The organism is Planotetraspora mira (genome assembly GCF_016863275.1).
GTDB classification, from domain to species: Bacteria; Actinomycetota; Actinomycetes; order Streptosporangiales; family Streptosporangiaceae; genus Planotetraspora; species Planotetraspora mira.
Genome location: NZ_BOOO01000035.1, coordinates 39,307 through 56,415 on the forward strand (window position 1 = coordinate 39,307; position 17,109 = coordinate 56,415).

The 17,109-nt window shown below is 69.7% G+C and carries 17 protein-coding genes; 9 read left to right on the forward strand and 8 right to left on the reverse strand.

Annotated elements, in window-relative coordinates:
- Positions 1-99: 99 nt before the first annotated feature.
- The 3 genes from Pmi06nite_RS29190 (at position 100) to Pmi06nite_RS29200 (ending at position 4,102) form a co-directional block, all read left to right on the forward strand.
- Positions 100-783 carry an alpha/beta fold hydrolase gene (locus Pmi06nite_RS29190; protein ID WP_203956356.1) on the forward strand — a complete coding sequence of 228 codons (684 nt, stop codon included), beginning with the start codon at positions 100-102 and terminating at the stop codon, positions 781-783.
- Complete coding sequence (locus tag Pmi06nite_RS29195; RefSeq protein WP_203956357.1) at positions 780-3,620, forward strand: helix-turn-helix transcriptional regulator; 2,841 nt, start codon at positions 780-782, stop codon at positions 3,618-3,620. Before Pmi06nite_RS29190 ends, Pmi06nite_RS29195 begins: the two co-directional genes overlap by 4 nt.
- A gap of 62 nt (positions 3,621-3,682) precedes the next feature.
- Complete coding sequence (locus Pmi06nite_RS29200; protein ID WP_203956358.1) at positions 3,683-4,102, forward strand: rhodanese-like domain-containing protein; 420 nt, start codon at positions 3,683-3,685, stop codon at positions 4,100-4,102.
- A 120-nt stretch (positions 4,103-4,222) separates the two neighbouring features.
- On the opposite strand, the gene Pmi06nite_RS29205 is transcribed toward Pmi06nite_RS29200, so the two are convergent.
- Positions 4,223-4,867 (reverse strand): response regulator transcription factor, encoded by a 645-nt coding sequence (locus Pmi06nite_RS29205; protein WP_203956359.1) that lies wholly within the window; start codon positions 4,865-4,867, stop codon positions 4,223-4,225.
- Complete coding sequence (locus tag Pmi06nite_RS29210) at positions 4,831-6,165, reverse strand: sensor histidine kinase (protein WP_203956360.1); 1,335 nt, start codon at positions 6,163-6,165, stop codon at positions 4,831-4,833. Before Pmi06nite_RS29210 ends, Pmi06nite_RS29205 begins: the two co-directional genes overlap by 37 nt.
- A 166-nt stretch (positions 6,166-6,331) precedes the next feature.
- Between Pmi06nite_RS29210 and Pmi06nite_RS29215 the strand changes: the two genes are divergently transcribed.
- Complete coding sequence (locus tag Pmi06nite_RS29215) at positions 6,332-6,850, forward strand: hypothetical protein (RefSeq protein ID WP_203956361.1); 519 nt, start codon at positions 6,332-6,334, stop codon at positions 6,848-6,850.
- A 137-nt stretch (positions 6,851-6,987) separates the two neighbouring features.
- Here the strand turns inward: Pmi06nite_RS29215 and Pmi06nite_RS29220 are convergent, their stop codons facing one another.
- Positions 6,988-7,368 (reverse strand): VOC family protein, encoded by a 381-nt coding sequence (locus Pmi06nite_RS29220; RefSeq protein ID WP_203956362.1) that lies wholly within the window; start codon positions 7,366-7,368, stop codon positions 6,988-6,990.
- 239 nt (positions 7,369-7,607) lie between these two features.
- Between Pmi06nite_RS29220 and Pmi06nite_RS29225 the strand changes: the two genes are divergently transcribed.
- Both Pmi06nite_RS29225 and Pmi06nite_RS29230 read left to right on the forward strand, forming a co-directional pair.
- Positions 7,608-9,176: a GMC family oxidoreductase gene (locus tag Pmi06nite_RS29225; protein WP_203956363.1), complete on the forward strand. Its 1,569-nt coding sequence runs from the start codon at positions 7,608-7,610 to the stop codon at positions 9,174-9,176.
- A gap of 300 nt (positions 9,177-9,476) precedes the next feature.
- Positions 9,477-10,307 (forward strand): class I SAM-dependent methyltransferase, encoded by an 831-nt coding sequence (locus Pmi06nite_RS29230; RefSeq protein WP_203956364.1) that lies wholly within the window; start codon positions 9,477-9,479, stop codon positions 10,305-10,307.
- Here Pmi06nite_RS29230 and Pmi06nite_RS29235 read toward each other — a convergent pair.
- Genes Pmi06nite_RS29235 through Pmi06nite_RS29250 form a run of 4 tightly spaced genes read right to left on the reverse strand, consistent with a single transcriptional unit; the run spans position 10,270 to position 13,227 of the window.
- Positions 10,270-11,022 (reverse strand): GNAT family N-acetyltransferase, encoded by a 753-nt coding sequence (locus Pmi06nite_RS29235; protein ID WP_203956365.1) that lies wholly within the window; start codon positions 11,020-11,022, stop codon positions 10,270-10,272. The genes Pmi06nite_RS29230 and Pmi06nite_RS29235 overlap by 38 nt on opposite strands.
- A 4-nt stretch (positions 11,023-11,026) precedes the next feature.
- Positions 11,027-11,794, reverse strand: coding sequence for an SDR family oxidoreductase (locus Pmi06nite_RS29240; protein WP_203956366.1), 768 nt, complete (start codon positions 11,792-11,794; stop codon positions 11,027-11,029).
- A 55-nt stretch (positions 11,795-11,849) separates the two neighbouring features.
- Positions 11,850-12,875 carry an NADP-dependent oxidoreductase gene (locus tag Pmi06nite_RS29245; protein WP_203956367.1) on the reverse strand — a complete coding sequence of 342 codons (1,026 nt, stop codon included), beginning with the start codon at positions 12,873-12,875 and terminating at the stop codon, positions 11,850-11,852.
- A 49-nt stretch (positions 12,876-12,924) separates the two neighbouring features.
- Positions 12,925-13,227 carry a putative quinol monooxygenase gene (locus Pmi06nite_RS29250; RefSeq protein WP_203956368.1) on the reverse strand — a complete coding sequence of 101 codons (303 nt, stop codon included), beginning with the start codon at positions 13,225-13,227 and terminating at the stop codon, positions 12,925-12,927.
- Positions 13,228-13,339: 112 nt separating this feature from the next.
- Here Pmi06nite_RS29250 and Pmi06nite_RS29255 point away from each other — a divergent pair, with 112 nt between their 5' ends.
- The gene (locus Pmi06nite_RS29255) at positions 13,340-13,936 is read left to right on the forward strand and encodes a winged helix-turn-helix transcriptional regulator (RefSeq protein WP_203956369.1); all 597 of its coding nucleotides are present in this window, start codon (positions 13,340-13,342) and stop codon (positions 13,934-13,936) included.
- Positions 13,937-14,008: 72 nt separating this feature from the next.
- Here the strand turns inward: Pmi06nite_RS29255 and Pmi06nite_RS29260 are convergent, their stop codons facing one another.
- Entirely contained in the window at positions 14,009-15,022 is a 1,014-nt protein-coding gene (locus Pmi06nite_RS29260; RefSeq protein ID WP_203956370.1) for a hypothetical protein, read from the reverse strand.
- A 194-nt stretch (positions 15,023-15,216) separates the two neighbouring features.
- Here Pmi06nite_RS29260 and Pmi06nite_RS29265 point away from each other — a divergent pair, with 194 nt between their 5' ends.
- Positions 15,217-15,831, forward strand: coding sequence for a TetR/AcrR family transcriptional regulator (locus Pmi06nite_RS29265; RefSeq protein ID WP_203956371.1), 615 nt, complete (start codon positions 15,217-15,219; stop codon positions 15,829-15,831).
- A gap of 307 nt (positions 15,832-16,138) precedes the next feature.
- Positions 16,139-17,047: an NmrA family NAD(P)-binding protein gene (locus tag Pmi06nite_RS29270; RefSeq protein WP_203956372.1), complete on the forward strand. Its 909-nt coding sequence runs from the start codon at positions 16,139-16,141 to the stop codon at positions 17,045-17,047.
- Positions 17,048-17,109: the final 62 nt, after the last annotated feature.

The following is a 17,109-nucleotide window of genomic DNA, read 5'->3' on the forward strand; positions in this document are numbered from 1 at the left end:
TTCGTGCTGTTGTGCGTGGTCTGGTTCCTTCCGCGCGACTTTGATTGAACCCACAGGCAGGCGTTAAGCCTGTCCGTCCATCCAGGTCAGGAGCGACCCATGACGACAATCAAGAACGTCGTGCTCGTGCATGGCGCCTTTGTGGACGGATCCGGCTGGCAGGGCGTCTACGACGACCTCGCGAGAGACGGTTTCCGCGTCCGGATCGTGCAGAACCCGACGGTGTCGCTCGACGGTGACGTCGCCGCGACCCGCCGGGCCCTGGACGCGCTCGACGGTCCGGCCGTCCTAGTCGGCCACTCCTATGGCGGGGTCGTCATCAGTGAGATCGGCACGCACCCCAACGTGGCGGCGTTGGTGTACGTCGCCGCGTTCGCCCCCGACAAGGGCGAGTCGGTCGGCACCCTCATCGCCGACCCGCCGCCCGGGGCGCCGGTGCCGCCGATCCTCCCTCCCGTGGAGGGCTTCCTCTTCCTTGACCGCGACGAGTTCCACGGCGCGTTCGCCGCCGATCTGCCCGCACAACTGGCCGCGTTCATGGCCGACTCCCAGGTCCCCTGGGGCGTGGGCGCCCTCGCCGGGGCGGTCACCGAGCCGGCCTGGCGGCACAAGCCGAGCTGGTACCTGGTGGCCACCGAGGACCGCATGATCCCGCCGCCGGCCCAGCGCGCCATGGCCGAACGCTCCGGATCGTTCGTCGTCGACGCGATCGGCAGCCACGCCGTCTACGTCTCGCAGCCCGCCACGGTGGCCGAGCTCATCCGCCAGGCGGCCGTGTTATGACGGCCGTCACGCACGACGTGCTCACGCTTCTCACGGAGGGCCTGTCCGACCGTGCAGTCACGGCCCGGCCGACCACCGCCGAGCACCTGCCGGTCGGTTCCCGTGACCGGCCGCTCATCGGCCGCCTCGAGGAACAACACGTCCTGGCCGGCCTTGTGGCCGGTGTCCAGGACGGGCTGAGTGGCGTGCTGGTGCTGGTCGGCGAACCCGGGACCGGCAAGACCCGGCTCCTTGACCAGGCCGCGGCGGGCTGTCCGGACGTCGGTGTAGTCAGGATCGCCGGTGTGGAGTCCGAGGCGCATCTCGGCTTCGCGGGGCTGCACCGCCTGCTGCGCCAATGGTCGCCTCGTATCGAGGGCCTTCCCATCCCGCAGCGCGATGCGTTGCGCTCGGCGTTCGGCCAGGTGGCCGGAGTCGCGGCCGACCGGTACCTCGTCGGCATGGCGGCCCTCACGCTTCTCGCCGATGCCGCCTCGGTTCAGCCTCTGCTGTGCGTGGTGGACGACGTGCAGTGGCTGGACCGGGAATCGGCAGAAGCCCTGGCGTTCGTCGCTCGCCGTCTGCATGCCGAAACCGTGGGGTTCCTCTTCGCCACCCGCCCGCGCTCTGACGGTTCGGCACTCTTCGACGGGCTGCCCGTCATGACGGTGTCCGGACTGCCCGATCGCGATGCCGGGAGGTTGTTGTCGGCGAGCGTCGCCGGACGCCTCGACGACGCGGTGGCCGCGAAGATCGTCACCGGCACCGGCGGCAACCCGCTGGCGTTGATCGAGCTCGCCCGCACGCTCACCGCTGAGCAACTGTCGGGTCTTGCCCCCCTGCCCGGCCCTCTCCCGGTCGGCCGGCTCCTCGAAACGCATTTCCTGCAGCAGGTCCAGGCGTTCCCCGCGGATACCCGGGCCCTGCTCCTCGTCGTCGCCGCCGCGCCGCCCGGAGACCCGTCGCTGCTCTGGCGGGCCGCCGGTCACCTGGGGATCGCTGCGAGCGCCGCGGACACCGCGCTGTCCGCGGGTGTTCTCACCCACCACGGCCCCCTCGACTTCAGGCACCCGTTGATCCGCTCCGCCGTTTACCGGGGCGCGGGCGCGGTGGAGCGGCGCAGGGTCCACGCCGCCCTCGCCGCCGTGAGCGATCAGGAGCACGACCGGGACCGCCGCGCGTGGCATCGCGCGCATGCCACGATCGGGCTCGACGAACAGGTCGCGGCGGAGCTCGAAACGGCTTCGGAGCACGCACGTTCCCGCGGCGGCCACGCGGAACAGGCCGCCTTCCTGTCCCGCGCGGCGGACCTCACCCCCGATGCCCGCGATCAGGCCGCGCGGCTCGTCGCGGCCGCACACGCCTACGTCGTGGTCGGGGATCCGGCTGCGGCGCGGAAGATGCTCGACCGTGCCGAGCTCGGCCTGGACCGTCCCGTGCTGCGCGCCCGTGCGCGGCAGATCGGGGCGACGGCCGAGCTGTACCTCGGCCGGGTTGCCACCGCCCCCGCGATTCTCCTGGACGCCGCCGAGTCGATCGCCGACCTGGATCCTCGTCTGGCGAGGAAAATGATGTTCGAAGCACTCCAGGTGGTTCTGATCACATACGACCGCTCCGTCGGAGTCACCCCGCAGGGCCTCGCTCGCGCGGTGCTGGCGTCACCTGCGATGGGGTCGGCGGAATCGACCTTCTCCGACCTGCTGCTCAACGCCTACGCCACACGCATCGCCGTCGGCCACCGGCCCGCTGTGCCGTTGCTGCGCGGCGCGCTGGAAGCCCTGCACACGGACGGCGGCCTCGCCGAGGACGGCCTGCCTCTGGCGGTGGTCAGCATGTTCGCGTCCGATGACGTGTGGGACGACGAGGGAGGATGGCGGGCGTGGAAGCGGCTCGAAGCCTACGATCGCGAGAACAGAGCGCTGGGCGCGCTGCGGACCACACTCATGATCGGATCCCTGTGGGAGCTGCGCGCGGGCCGGTTCTCAGCGGCGGGCGCGCTCCAGGACGAGCTCGCCGATCTCTCCAGCATGATCGGACAGTCGTCCTCCGGGGACATCCAACGGATCGAGCTCCTGGCATGGAGCGGTAGACAAGCCGAGACACGGGCGCTGGCGGCCGCCGCGCGGACCGGCTCGACCGTCGGTCTCGCCGACTTCGCCAGGAACTGCCTGGCGGTGCTGGAGCTGAGCCTCGGCCGCTACGCCGAAGCACTGGCGTGCGTCCTTCCGTCATTCGAGGCCGACAGGCCGGGTACCGGCACCAGATCGTTGCACGAGATCGTCGAGGCCGGAGTACGGAGCGGCGACCACGTCGCCGCGAAGGCGGCCCTCACCCGTCTGGAGGAGCGCGCCCTGGCCGCTGACACCGCCTGGGGCCTCGGCCTGCTCTCCCGCTGCAGGGCGCTGATGGTCGACGACGATCACGGCGAGCGGCTCTACCGCGAGTCGATCGAGCTGCTCGGGCACACGCGGATCACGACCGAACTCGCGCGAAGCCACCTCCTGTTCGGGGAGTGGCTCCGGCGGCGCAAGCGCCGCGGCGACGCGCGCCGGGAGCTGCGAACGGCCTACGAGATGTTCACCGGAATGGGCGCCGCGGCGTTCGCCGAACGAGCCCGAGTCGAGCTGTCGGCGACCGGCGAACATCCCCGCAAACGAACCACCCCTCACACCAATGCCCTGACCCCCCGCGAAAAACAGATCGCGATTCTCGCCGCTTCCGGAGTCACCAACAGCGAAATAGCCGCCCGCCTGTTCCTCAGCACCTCAACCATCGAATACCACCTCAACAAGATCTTCCGAAAACTCGACGTCACCTCCCGCCGCAAACTCGCTCCCCTCCTGCAAGACGCGCCCTGACCCGCGCCGTCATCGGCATCGCCGGGACGTTTGACCTGGCCGTCTGGGGTCATGATCGACGAATGGAGTCGGGGGGAATAGATCACGTGCTCGCCCGGGCACGGCGGGGGCTGCAGCGCTTGACCGCCGTCCAGGCCTATCACGCGGCACAGCGGGGAGCCCTGCTCGTCGACACGCGACCGGAGTTCCAGCGGGCCGCGGACGGCGAGATTCCGGGGGCCATCGTCGTCGAGCGCAACCACCTGGAGTGGCGGCTCGACCCTTTGAGCCCGCACCGCATCCAGGAAGCCGCCGCGCACGACATCCACTGGATCGTGGTCTGCGACGAGGGGTACTCCTCCTCGCTCGCCGCGGCCTCCCTCAGGCTCCTGGGCCTGGCGCGGGCCACGGACGTGATCGGTGGATTCCAGTCCTGGCGCGACTCGGGCCTGCCCGTCGTACGCACGCCCGTCCCGACAGCCCCCCGGCGCCCCGGAACCTGAGCCGGCCCGTTGCCGCGTGCGGACGGGGATCCTTTCCGGGCCGGCCTGTCGGCCGGGTTCGACGCACGGGCCAGTCGTGCCGCTTCGGACGAAAACACCGCAGGTCGGCACGACGACGGGTTAGGCGTTGAGGTAGGCGAGGACGGCCAGCACCCGTCGGTTGGTGTCGTTCGAGGCCGCGAGGTCGAGCTTCGTGAAGATCGTGGTGGTGTATTTGCTGACCGAGCCCTCGCTGAGGAAGAGGCGCTGGGCGATGGTGGCGTTGGAATAGCCCTCGGCCATCAGGGCGAGCACGTCGAGCTCGCGCGGGTTCAGGCGGCTCAGCGTGCTCTCGCGCCCCGTGCCGGCCAGCAGTTGCGAGATCACCTCGGGGTCCATGGCGGTGCCTCCGGCGGCGACCCGCCGCACCGCGTCGACGAACTGCTCGGCGTTGAAGACACGGTCTTTGAGCAGGTAGCCGACGCCGCCGGTGCCGTCGGCGAGTAATTCGCGGGCGTAGAGCTGCTGGACGTACTGCGAGAGCACCAGCACGGGGAGGCCGGGCGTCTCCCGGCGGGCCTCCAGCGCGACTCGCAGGCCCTCGTCGGTGAAGGTGGGTGGCAGCCGCACGTCGACCACGGCCACGTCGGGGCGGTGCTCGGCCAGGGCGTCGGCGAGTTCGGGGCCGCTCTTCACGGCCGCCACGACCTCGAGGCCGTGGGCCTGCAGGAGCCGGGACAACCCGTCTCTCAGGAGGTAGAGGTCCTCGGCGAGGACAACACGCACGGGATCTCCATCGTCAGCTCGGTCGGACCGCCACGAGGGCTGTTCACGATCACGTTACCGTCGAAGACGCCGAGCCTGCGCTGCAGCCCGCGCAGGCCCGAGCCACGCGAAGGGTCGGCGCCGCCCTGGCCGTCGTCGCGCACGACGATGCGCAGCAACTCGCCGTCGTGCCGTAACTCCACCTGCGCGTGACGTGCGCAGGCGTGCCGGACCACGTTGGTGAGCGCCTCGGACACCGCGAAATAGGCGGCGGACTCGAGCGGTGGCTCCGGTCTGCCGGACAGATCGGCCTGCACGGTGATGTCCAGCGGGTTCTCCAGGGCCATCAGGCGCAGCGCGTCGCTGAGGCCGCGTTCGGCCAGCACCGGCGGGTAGATGCCGTGCACCAGGTCGCGCAGCTCACGCAGCGCGGCGGCCGAGCTTTCGCGGGCCTCCACCAGAAGCGGGGCGACGGCTGCGGGGTCGGTGCGCAGCAACTGCTCTGCCGTACCGAGTGTCATGCCGATCGCCACCAGCCTGGCCTGGGCGCCGTCGTGCAGGTCGCGCTCGATCCTGCGCAGCTCGGCGGCCTGCGCGTTGATCGCGTCGGTGCGGGTCTCGGTGAGGCGATCGACGCGGCGGGCGAGCCACGCCTGTCTGGTGGGGGCCAGCAGGGCGTGGGTCCAGCGCGCGTGCGCGCGTACGGCCGAGGGCGCCACGGCGACCCCGAGGAGCAGGGTGGCCGCCCCGGCCAGCGTGGCGAGCAGAGCCGTGGTGGTGGAGTCGCCGTGGATGAAGCCGTATCTCGCCAGCTCCGGCAGATCGGCGCCCTCCCCGGGGAGCCACGGGAGCACCGCGCTCGCCAACCCGTACGCGACCAGCGCGGCGGGCGCCAGCGCGAACACGCCGCCGACCACCGGATCGACCAGCAGCCAGAGCAGGTCGCGCCAGGTCGCGGGGTCGCGGAAGAACCAGTTCGTGTAGAGCGAGGCCTTGGCCACCCAGCGCGAGTGATGGTAGTCGTAACCGGTCCAGTACCATCCGTGCTCGACCTGCTGGAGGGCCGGGCGGGGCAGGTAGGGGGCCGGGATCTCGACGCCGCCCCAGCGACCGGCCAGCTTACGGCTCAGCCCGGCGAGTCGGCGGCCGAGGGCGAACATCATCAGCAGCGTCAGGGACACCACGCCGGCGTAGCCGTCGGCGACGACGAGAACCGGGAGCAGGGCCAGCACGGCCGCCACCGGCTTCAGACCGGTGAGCACCAGGCCGCGGGTCAGTGCCAAGCCGTGCGCGCGGGCCGGCGCCCAGATGTTCACCACAGCCCCAAGTGTGCCGTCCCGCGCGGAGGCGGCCGTACCCACCTGGGCCCCGCGATCGAGTGGGTCCAGCCCCACCCGGGACGGTGGCTAACGGGATACCGGCAGCCGATGCCTGATCCGTAGCGTCGTCCACATCACCGCAACACACCGCGAAAGGCTCAGGACGATGACCGCTCAGCACACTGCCCCCGCTGCCGTTCCCACCTCCGTCACCGCTGGTCCCGCCGCCGGGGCCGACGTCTTCGCCAAGCCTGTCCCGGTTTCGGTTCCCACTCCCGCTCCTGCCGCCGTCGATGCCCCGACGCGGTGGACCTTCACGCTGCTCCGGGCCAACGTCGGTCTCAGCGTGGTCTTTCTCGGTCTGGCGTTCCTGTTCCGCGACGGTCTCGACCCCGTGGTGTGGATCCGGGCGGCCGGGGTGCTGTTGCTGGCGCTGCTGTCGCTGCGCTGGGCCGCCAGGATGCGTGACGGCGCCCGCTCGGCGTGGTTGCGCATGCTGTGGGTGTCGGTGGTCGGTCCGATCGGCATCGCCGCCCTGGTCCTGCTGCCCGGCCCGTACCCGATGTGGGCCCGTGTGGAGCAGGCCGTGCAGGGGCTGCTGCTGCTGGGCGTCGCCTGGAGCGTCACCCGCCCGCAGGTCCGTGCCCGGATCACCAAGGCCTCGGGCAAGAAGCAGGGCCGCTGAGCCGCCCCCGGCCAGGACACGTCGGCTTCGCCCACGCCGAACCGGATGCAACCGCGTCGCGTACGACGGAGGCGACCGGATCAAGGCAGCCTCGTCCACCGTGAGGACGAGGCTGCCTTGATCCGGCGTGCAGTGTCCTACCCCGGTTCGGTCAGCTGCTGGACCGACCGGGACAGGAGGCAGAACTCGTTGCCCTCCGGATCGGCCAGCACCACCCAACTCGCGTCGGACGACTGTCCGACGTCTACGTGTCGCGCTCCCAGCGCCAGCAGGCGGTCGAGCTCGTCGGACGTCGACAGCCCGTCGGCACGCAGATCGAAGTGCAGGCGGTTCTTGACCGTCTTGCCCTCGGGCACGGCGAAGACGTCGATCATCGGCCAGGACCGCTCCTTGTCGCCGATGGTGATGCCGCCGGGTTCTCGCCCGAGGACGGTCCAGCCGAGTACGGCACACCAGAAGTCGGCGACAACGTCAGGGTCGACGGCATCGATCGCGATGACAGCGAGTCGGCTCGGCATTCGGTCATTATCTCGCCGCGGACAGCCCGACTTATAAGGCGTCTGGGCCGGCCTCGGATTCTTTCGGCCGGAGCCGCCTCTCGGGCACAGGCGGAGCAACTTGGCGAAACATTCCACCGGGATGACTTTCGTTTGGCGGTCACGGGGTGAAGTGCGTCGCATGCTCGGTTTGCGGCCTTTGTCTTCCGTGTCGTTTGGTGTGGGCGGCGACGGTGTGAGGTCGGGATCGGAGCCGCGTGATGGATACGGACGTGTACGACCACGTAGTGGTGGGCGCCGGAAGCGCAGGCTGTGTACTGGCAGCCCGGCTGTCCGAGGACAGCGGCACGCGGGTGCTGCTGGTGGAGGCGGGCGGCCCGTACAGCCTCGAGATCGCGGAGAAGATCAAGTCACCGCTCGCGTGGCCCGAGTTGCTGGGCAGCCCGGCCTGCTGGGGCGACACCACGGTCACCCAGCGGGCCACCGGCACCTCTACGTTCATTGCGCGTGGCCGCGGTCTGGGCGGCTCGTCCGCCATCAACGCCATGATGTTCGCGCGAGGCCACCGTTCGGGTTACGACGCTTGGGAAGCGGCCGGCGCCGCCGGCTGGGCCTACGCCGATCTGCTGCCCTACTTCAGGCGCTCGGAGACGGCACCCCATCGTGATCCTTCAGTGCGCGGTACGGACGGACCCCTCACGCCGAGGCTCGCAGACCCGCTGAGCCCGCTGATCCTCGCCGGCCTGGAAGCCGCGGTCCAGTGCGGGCATCCCACCGCGCGGGACGTGAGCTCGGGGTTGGAAGAGGGCTTCGGACACCCCGATTGGAACATCGTCGACGGCAGGCGGCAGAGCGCCACGGACGCCTACCTCACCTCCGACGTGCGCGCGCGGACGAATCTGCGCATCATCGATGGCGCCCTGGTACACCAGATGGTCATCGAGCAGGGCCGCTGCACCGGCGTCGTCTACGCGCCGCACGACGCGCCGGGCACCCTGGTGACCGTGCGCTCGCGCGGTGACGTGATCCTGACAGCCGGCGCTTTGGGCTCCGCGCAACTCCTCCTTCTGTCGGGTGTGGGACCGCGAGAGCATCTGCGCAGCCTCGGCATTCCCGTCGTGCACGACGCGCCGGAGGTCGGCGCCAACCTCCGGGACCACCCGGTCAGCAACCTCGTGTACCGCGCGGCCAAGCCCATGCCCCCCGCGAGCGACCAGCGCGGCGAGGTATGGGGATACTGTCGCTCGCCCTACGCGACGGACGGTCCCGACCACCAGATCCTGCTGGTCGACGCGCCCGGCCACCGCTCGGTCGGTCTGGGCCAGGCGTATTCCCTGGCCGTCATCCTCGCAAGGCCTGCCAGCCGCGGGACCGTGCGGCTCGCGAGCGCCGATCCACTCGCCCCGCCCCTGATCGACCCGCGGTACCTGCAGGACGGCGACGACCTCCAAATCATGATTGCGGGGGTGCGGTCCGCACGCCGTATCGGTGCCGCGCCCGCCCTCGCCCCCTGGTGCCACTCGGAGGTCACCCCCGGCTCTGATGTGGACACCGACGAGGGACTGGCCGCGTTCGTGCGGGACGACCTGGGCAGCATCAACCATCCTGTCGGCACCTGCCGCTTGGGAACCGACGAGCGATCCGTCGTCGACACCGCGCTGCGTGTACGCGGCGTCGAAGGGCTGCGCGTCGCTGATGCCTCCGTCATGCCTGGCGCCTTGGTCGGCTTCCCCCACGCCACCGTCTACGCGATCGCCGAACGCGCAGCGCAACTGTTGCGCAATGCGCGGCATCCGGCGGCGACGCCCGAGGACGGCTCCCGCATATGACAGGCGATCAGCGTCGCCCCTTGGCGCCTGCGAGGCTACTCCCCGCGATGTAGACCGGCCGATTTCTCATGCCGGTGTCGTAGCGGGCGAAGCCTCTCGTGGCGGGACGCCTGGCGACCCGCGACCGTCGACCATTGCGGGCATGGGAACCGTCATCAGGGATGTACAGCGGGCTGCGCCGCGAAGGCGTGGACATATCGCCCCGGCAGGTGGCCGCGTGGAAGCCATCGCCGTCCGCCTGATCATGGTGATGGACGTTCCCGGGATAAGGGCATTACCTGATTCACCTGGGGAGTGGGCATGACCGATGACAAGATCGACGGTGCGGCGCTGGACGGTGTGGCGGCCACCTGTCTGTGGACCCTGCGCAACCGCGCCGAGGAGTCGATGCACCCCGGCTCGGCGTTCCACGACCCGCTGGCGGAGCGCCTCTACGGCAGGATCGACTACGACTACGAGCGGTTCGGCAAGCCCAACCAGACCCATCCGCTGCGCGCCCTCGCCCTGGACGTCGCCATCCGCGCCTACCTGGACCTGCACCCCGCCGCCACGGTGGTCGCCCTCGGCGAGGGCCTGCAGACCACCTACTGGCGCCTGGGGCGGCCCGGCGTCGACTGGCTGTCTGTGGATCTGCCACCGGTCATCGACCTGCGCAGACGCCTGCTCCCGCGGGAGCCGCGCATGGCCGCCGTTCCGGCCTCGGCGCTGGACCGCACGTGGATGGACGCCCTCGATCCGGCGCGTGGCGTGTTCATCTCCGCCGAGGGTCTGTTCATGTACTTCGAACGCGATCAGGTGATGTCCCTGATCGCCGAGTGCGCCGCGCGGTTCCCCGGCGGGCGGCTGTTCTTCGACTCGATACCCACCTGGTTCCGGAACCGGACGATGAAGGGCTACCGCATGTCGGCCCGCTACACCGCGCCGCCCATGCCGTTCAGCCTGCCGGTGTCCGAGGCCGCCCGCCTGCCCGCACAGATCCCCGGCGTGGCCACCGCCGAAGACCTGCAGCCGCCGCCCGGCCGCAAGGCATGGCGGTCGAGAACACTCCGGAAGATCGCGGCCCTGCCCGGCCCGCGCGATCTGCGCCCGTCGATCACCCTGTTGAGCTTCGCCGCCCATCACGGACGGTAGGCCGCGGTGTGCTGCCCGGCGAGATCGGTACTTCCGCCGGCGGCCGGGTGAGCACAAGGGTTGCGGTGCGGTGAAGTCGGAATCCCAGGGATTCGTACAGCCGGACGGCGTTCGTGTTGGACGCGACCACATGCAGAAAGGGCGTCTCGCCGCGCTTGCGGATGCCGGCCGCGACAGCCAGCACCAGTCGGGTCCCCAATCCCTGTCCGCGCCAGTCCGCGTCGGTGCAGACTCCGCTGATCTCCGTCCACCCCGGAGGGCGCAGCCGTTCACCGGCCATCGCCACCAGACGCCCGCCGTGGCGGATGCCGAGATAGGTGCCCATCTCGATCGTGCGCGGCAGGAACGGTCCCGGCTTGGTGCGTTCGGCCAGAGCAAGCATCTCCGGGACGTCCGCCTGGGTGAGGCGGACGGCCTCCCCGTCCGGCGCGGCGGCGATCCCGGCGTCGACGAGTTGGAGTACGGCGCCTCGCGTCACGATCTCCCAGCCGTCCGGCGGTTCGACCGTGAGGCCGGTCAGCAGGACTCCCCGACCGGGACCGGCGAGTGCTGCGACGTCCGCCCAGTCGGCGTCGTCGGGGGAGTCCGGCAGCGCCATGAACGGTGACACGTCCGACGGGTAGCGCAATGCGTTGCCCCGTCGCCGCGCGAAGTGGGCGTGCGGCCCGGCCAGCGCCGAGTGGACGGAATTGTCCAGCGGATGTGATCGTCCCATCGGACTACCAGTTGATTTCGGCCATCAGGAAGGGCTCGCTCTCCGGGGCCAGTTTGCGGGCCTGCAGGACCCGTTCGGCGGGTGCACCGACAGGCACGCGCAGCGGAGGTTCAGGCTGCTCGATCGTGGCGGCCACGGTGGCGGCCACCTCCTCTGGGGTGACGAGCTCGCCACGGAGGACATCGAGTGCCTCATACAGCGGTGCGTACGGGTCGTTCTCCTTCAGGAACACCTTGGCGCGCTGAGCGCCACCCGTGGAGACCGGGCCGGGCTGCACCACGCTGACCTTGATACCGAAGTGGCCCGTCTCGATGGCGAGCGTCTCTGCGAGCGCCTCCAGTGCCCATTTGCTGGCCCCGTAAGGGCCGATCATCGGGAGCACCAGCCGCCCCTGAATGCTGGAGACGAAGACGAGGCGGCCCGCTCCTCTTTCACGCATCGCCGGAAGCACGGCTTGCGCCACCCGCAGCGCACCCAGGGTGTTGAGCTGAAAGAGCCGTTCGACCTCCGAGAGCGGGACGCTCTCCAAAGGCGCGCGCACCGTCTCGCCGGCATTGCTGACCACCACATCGATGTCGCCGGCGTCCTGAATGGCCTGATCGACGCTTTCCTGATCGGTGACATCAAGGCGCAGGCGCTGGTCGACAGGAAGGTCGGCAAGCGTTTCCGGACGACGTGCGGTGGCGATCACCCGGTGACCCCGGCCTGACAGTTCGACGGCGACAGCCCGGCCGATGCCTTTGGACGCGCCGGTGATGAGCACAGACGACATGATGGATCTCCTCATCATGAGTTGGTGATTTTCGAACCGGCGCGATGCACGCGGGTCAAGGACGACCGACCCGCACGAGAAGCTTGCCGGTGTTCGTGCCGTCGAAGAGCGTGCGAAGCGCCGCCGGCGCTGCGGTCAGTCCCTCGACCACGTGCTCCCGGCTGCGCAGTTCGCCGTTGCGCAGGCGGGGCAGGAGATCGGCTTCGATCTCATCGAAGCGGGCGTCGTGATCCATGTAGATGAAACCTTCCACCCGGACCCTGTTGGGCAACAGGTGAAACCAGTTGTGGAGAGGAGCGGGACCACGTCCGCCGTCGTACCGGGAGATCGCACCGCACAGGACGACACGGGCGTTGACCGCCACGTGCGGGAGCAGCGCGTCGAGCATCGCCCCACCGACGTTGTCGAAGATGACGTCGATTCCGTCAGGACACAACCGGGAGCACGCCGCCGACACGTCGTCTTCCCGGTAGTTGACGCACTCGTCGGCGCCGAGTTCCTTCACCCACTCACACTTGGCCGGCGTTCCCGCGACGCCGATGACCCGTGCGCCGGCGGCGATCGCCAGTTGAACGGCGACGGAGCCGACGCTGCCGGCCGCCGCGGTGACGACGACCGTCTCGCCCACCTGCGGCCGTCCGATGTCGTGCAACCCCAGCCAGGCGGTCTGCCCGGCGATGCCCAGGACATTCAGGGAGGCGTGCAGCGGCACGCCTTCGGGCACCCGCCGCAGGATCGAGCCGTTCACCACGGCATCCTCCTGCCAGCCCAGCAATCCGGATACCCGTTCCCCAACCGCGAAGTCAGGGTGCTCCGATGCGCTCACCGTTCCGGCGCCCAGGGCGCGCATGGTCTCGCCCAACGGTGACGGCGGAATGTAGTTCGAGGTGTTGTTCATCCAGCCCCGGGTGGCGGGGTCGAGCGACATCCACTCGACCTTCACCAGAACCTGTCCTGCTTCGAGCCGCGGCACGGGAACGTCGTCCTCATAGCGCAGGACGCCTTCCTGCAGTGGCCCGGTGGGCGTAGCGGGGCGCTCCGCGAGAACGTAACGGCGGGTTCGCCTCGGAGTTTCGGACATGGATACCTCTTCCTTTCTGGTCTCACCGGCGCATCCGGCCGGGTATGGCTCAGGCGGCGCTGTCGCCGACGAAGTTTCCTCTCATGAGCCACGTCGGGCCTTCGGCGTAGGTGCCGGCTTCGGCGAAGAACGCGCCGAAGTAGGGGCCGCCGGCGTGCGCGTTGAATGCGTCGAGGTCCGTGTAGACCTCGTTCAGGTAGAAGAGATCCGGGTTCTTCTCATCCGCGATGACCTCGAACCGGTGGGAGCCGGGCTCGTTCGCGAGGGAGTCACGCGCGGTCTTCCTGGCCGCCCGAACGAAGTCGTCGCGGTGCTCCGGCCGGACGGTGAAGGAGACAAGGAATTGGTACACGGGGCAGGCTCCTCAAGCTCGACATGCTCAGTTCACTGACTGAACTGCTCCTGGTCGGACACCGTAGCACGGCATAGTTCGCTGAGTGAACCGGGGCGGGTAGAATCGCAGCATGACGCTCCCCAGTACTTACGCAGACCGCAACTGCTCGCTGGCTCGATCGTTGGAGATCGTCGGAGAGCGGTGGACGCTGCTCATCATTCGAGACGTGTTCTTCGGGGTGCGTCGATTCGGAGACTTCGCCACTCAGCTGAAGATCCCCCGCGCCGTCTTGACCAACAGGCTGAAGTTCCTCGTGCAGGAAGGCGTGCTCATACGTGACGACGATGCGACCGGAGGCGTCGAGTACCGGCTGACCGCCAAGGGCGTCGGACTGTGGCCGGTCGTGCGTGCTCTCATGAGCTGGGGGGATGCGTTCTACTCTCCGTCCGGAGTGAAGCGCGCCGAGCGCCACGATCAGGACGGAGGCCTTCTCGACCACGAGGGGCGCTGCCAAGATTGCGGTTTGGCGGTCCCGGTCCCGGAGATCCGGATCGAACCCGGGCCCGGTTTCGATCGAACGGACTCCGATCATGATCCCGTGTCCGTCGCGATCAACACACCCCGACGCCTCCTCGAGCCGATCATGCGACCGCGCACACTCTCGGCCGCCGGTGAAGGCGAACGCGGAGCGACGCGCGCAGCCGAACGCGCGGACTCACCCGCTTGAGGTCCACCCGTGTGGGCGCGCGCCGGATGAACGGAGACCCGGGGTGGTCGCCCGGTGCGAACGCGGGTGCGATCAGTCCGCTGTTCCTGAGGGGGTCGACGGAAGGGCGACGGTGGTGATGCCGACACCGAACGCGCGCAGGCGGTCCAGCGCGCGCACCGGGTCGATCGCCGTTTCGGGGAGGACCACACCGGCCTCCGGGGGCGGGGCGCCGTCTAGGCCGAGGACGCGCTCGATGCCGATGAGCACTCCGAGGGCGGTCAGATGGGCCTGCCCCAGCGGGTCGCTGACCATCGTGCGGAGCGCCGCCGGTGCGTCGTGCTCGTCCCGGCCCCACAGGTCGGCGTAGATCTCGTGGGACGCCGTTCCGCCGGCGAGTGTGCCGTAGGAGTCGCCGACCCCCAGGTCGAAGCGGACGTTCGGCGCACCGGTGACCGCCGCCAGCGCCGGGACGTCGAGCACGCCCATGGGCTGGGCGCCGAACGCCGGCGGGCCGCCCCGATCGACGATGCGGATGTCGTCCTCCGGCTTTACGGTCTCCCAACGTCCGCCGCGGCGGAGGAGGGCCCGGTTGAAGAAGGCCTCGCTGTCGTCGGTGGTCATCGGTCCGGTGGGGTCGGTCCGGTCGAACAGGGCGGCCAGTTCGATGTGCTCGACCCGGCCGAACCCCTGCGCGGCGGCCAGCGCGGCGAACGTCGTGACCCCCGCCTGCCAGTGGCCCATGATCAGGGCTGGGCGCTGCGCCAGGTCAGCTGCGGCGATCATGGTGCGGCCGACGTTGTCCGACTTGCGCACGATCCCGAGGTGTGCGGATCCGGCCCGCAGGGCCGCCCTCAGCAGATTGTCGTCCGGATCCTGCACCACGGAGACCACCAGGTCGACCGGTCCTGCCGCGGCCAGTCCGGCCTCGGCGTGGTCGGTGTCGAACTTCACGACGCTTGCTCCCCATTCGTGAGCCGGCGCGGCGGCCTCGGCGGGCCGTCGCCCGCCGATCACCACGTCGACGTCGTGCCCTGCCGTACGCAGGTGACGGATTGTCCATCCGCCGACGAGCCCGTAGCCGCCGACGACAAGTATGCGATGCATCATGTGTTCCCGAGGAAGAGAAGGAAGGGTGCGTCGCCGCCCAGGCGGGAGGCGTGGCACGCACCGGCCGCTCCGTGCGCCGGGCTACCGGAACGCCGGGGTCGCGCCACGAGACGGGCGGCCAGATAAGTTACTCTTCGTAAGTTACCATTGGTAGGTTACTTGTCAAGGCTCTCTTCGAGGAGGAGGAACACGTGGCCGGACGACGGCTGTCGCGCGAGCAACGACGCCTGCAACTGCTCGACGCGGCGATGGAGATCGTCGGGGCCGAGGGTGCCGACGCGCTGACGCTTGCCCGGGTCGCAGAGGAGGCCGGCGTCACGAAGCCGGTCGCCTATGAGCACTTCGAGACGCGGACGGGACTGCTGGCCGCGCTCTACCGGCGTATCGACGACCAGCAGACCGAAGCGGCGACCGCGGCGCTGCGCGCGCGGGTGCGTTCGCTGGAGGAGACCGTACGGATCCTGGCCGAGGCGTACATCGACTGCGTACTGCACATCGGCAAGGAGTTCGGCTCGGTGACCGCGGCGCTCTCCTCGATCGCCGGTACCGAGGAACTGTTGAGGGAGGGGCGGGAGCGCTACGCCGGGCTCTATCTCCGCGCCGTGGAGCGTTTCGTGCCGCTGCCGGAAAGCGAGGGGAAGGCGCTGATGCTCGGCGTCGTCGGCGCCGCCGAGGCGCTGGCTCGCGAGGCCACCGCCGGTCGCCTGAGCCGGGTGGAGGCCGTCCGCGCGGCCGAAAGCATCATGCTGGGAGCGGTGAACGCCGCCGGACACGCCGCGGCGGAAGGCGGAGCGACGTCCCGCTGATCCTCGCTGTGCTCCTGACCCGAGCCGCCGAGTGCTGTCGCGCCGCGCGATCGCACAACGCCGCCGACTAGGGCCGAGTCGCGGCCCGACCATGTCAGTTCACTCACTGAACTGATGCGTGCTACGGTGTCTACCTGGTGTAGTTCAGTCAGTGAACTCGATATGTCGAACTTGCGGAAGCTACCCGGCGTACCGATCACCGGACCTACGGGCCGTCCCGCCCCGTGAACAGCATCTCGAAGCGCGCGCAAGGCGGCCTCCGAAGAGGTGCTGCTCCGCGACACGTAGTGCTACGAAAGGTGTTCAGATGACCAACGACGACAGGTTGTTCCTGGTCACCGGCGCGACCGGGAAGACCGGGAGCAGCACGATCCACCTGCTGCTGCAGCGCGGTCACCGCGTCCGCGCCATGGTGCACCGCGAGGACGAGCGCTCCCGCTCGCTGGCCGAGGCCGGCGCCGAGGTCGTCGTCTCCGACTTCCACGACCTGGACGGCGTGACCGCGGCGCTGCAGGGGGTCGCCGGCGCTTACCTGTGCTATCCGATCTCGCCGGGCCTCATCGAGGCGACCACCTACTTCGCCCAGGCGGCAACCGAGGCCGGCGTCCGGTCCGTGGTCAACATGTCGCAGATCTCCGCCCGCCGCGAGGCGGGCAGCAACGCCGCACGGCAGCACTGGCTGTGCGAGCGCCTGCTCGACCGGACCGACATGCTCACCACGCACCTGCGGCCGACGTTCTTCGCCGAGTGGCTGAAGTTGTGGTGGGAACTGCGAGACGGCGCGGGATACCTGCGGCTTCCGTTCGGCGAAGGCCGGCACGCGCCGATCGCGTCGGTCGACCAGGCCCACGTGATCGCCGCGGTGCTGATCGACCCCGAGTCGCACGACCGCGCGGTCTACACCCTGCACGGCCCGGTCGAACTGAACCACCATGACATCGCCCGGGCCATGTCCGGCACACTCGGCATCCCGGTGCACTACGAGCCGATCAGCGTCGAGGAGTTCGCTTCGGCCATGGCGGAACGCGGAATGCCCGCGCACCGCATCCAGCACCTGAGCAACGTCGCCGTCGATTACCAGAACGGCGTGTTCGCCGGCACGAACGACAACATCGAGAAGATCGGTCATCGCACCCCGCTGTCGGTCGAACAGTTCGTCAACGAGAACAAGCCCGACTTCGACACCAGCGGCCCCTACTTCGTCCCCGCTCCCTGACCCTTCGGTTGATGAGCGACATGACCCGATGGCAGCACTGGTCTAGCTCCCCGGCCGCCCGG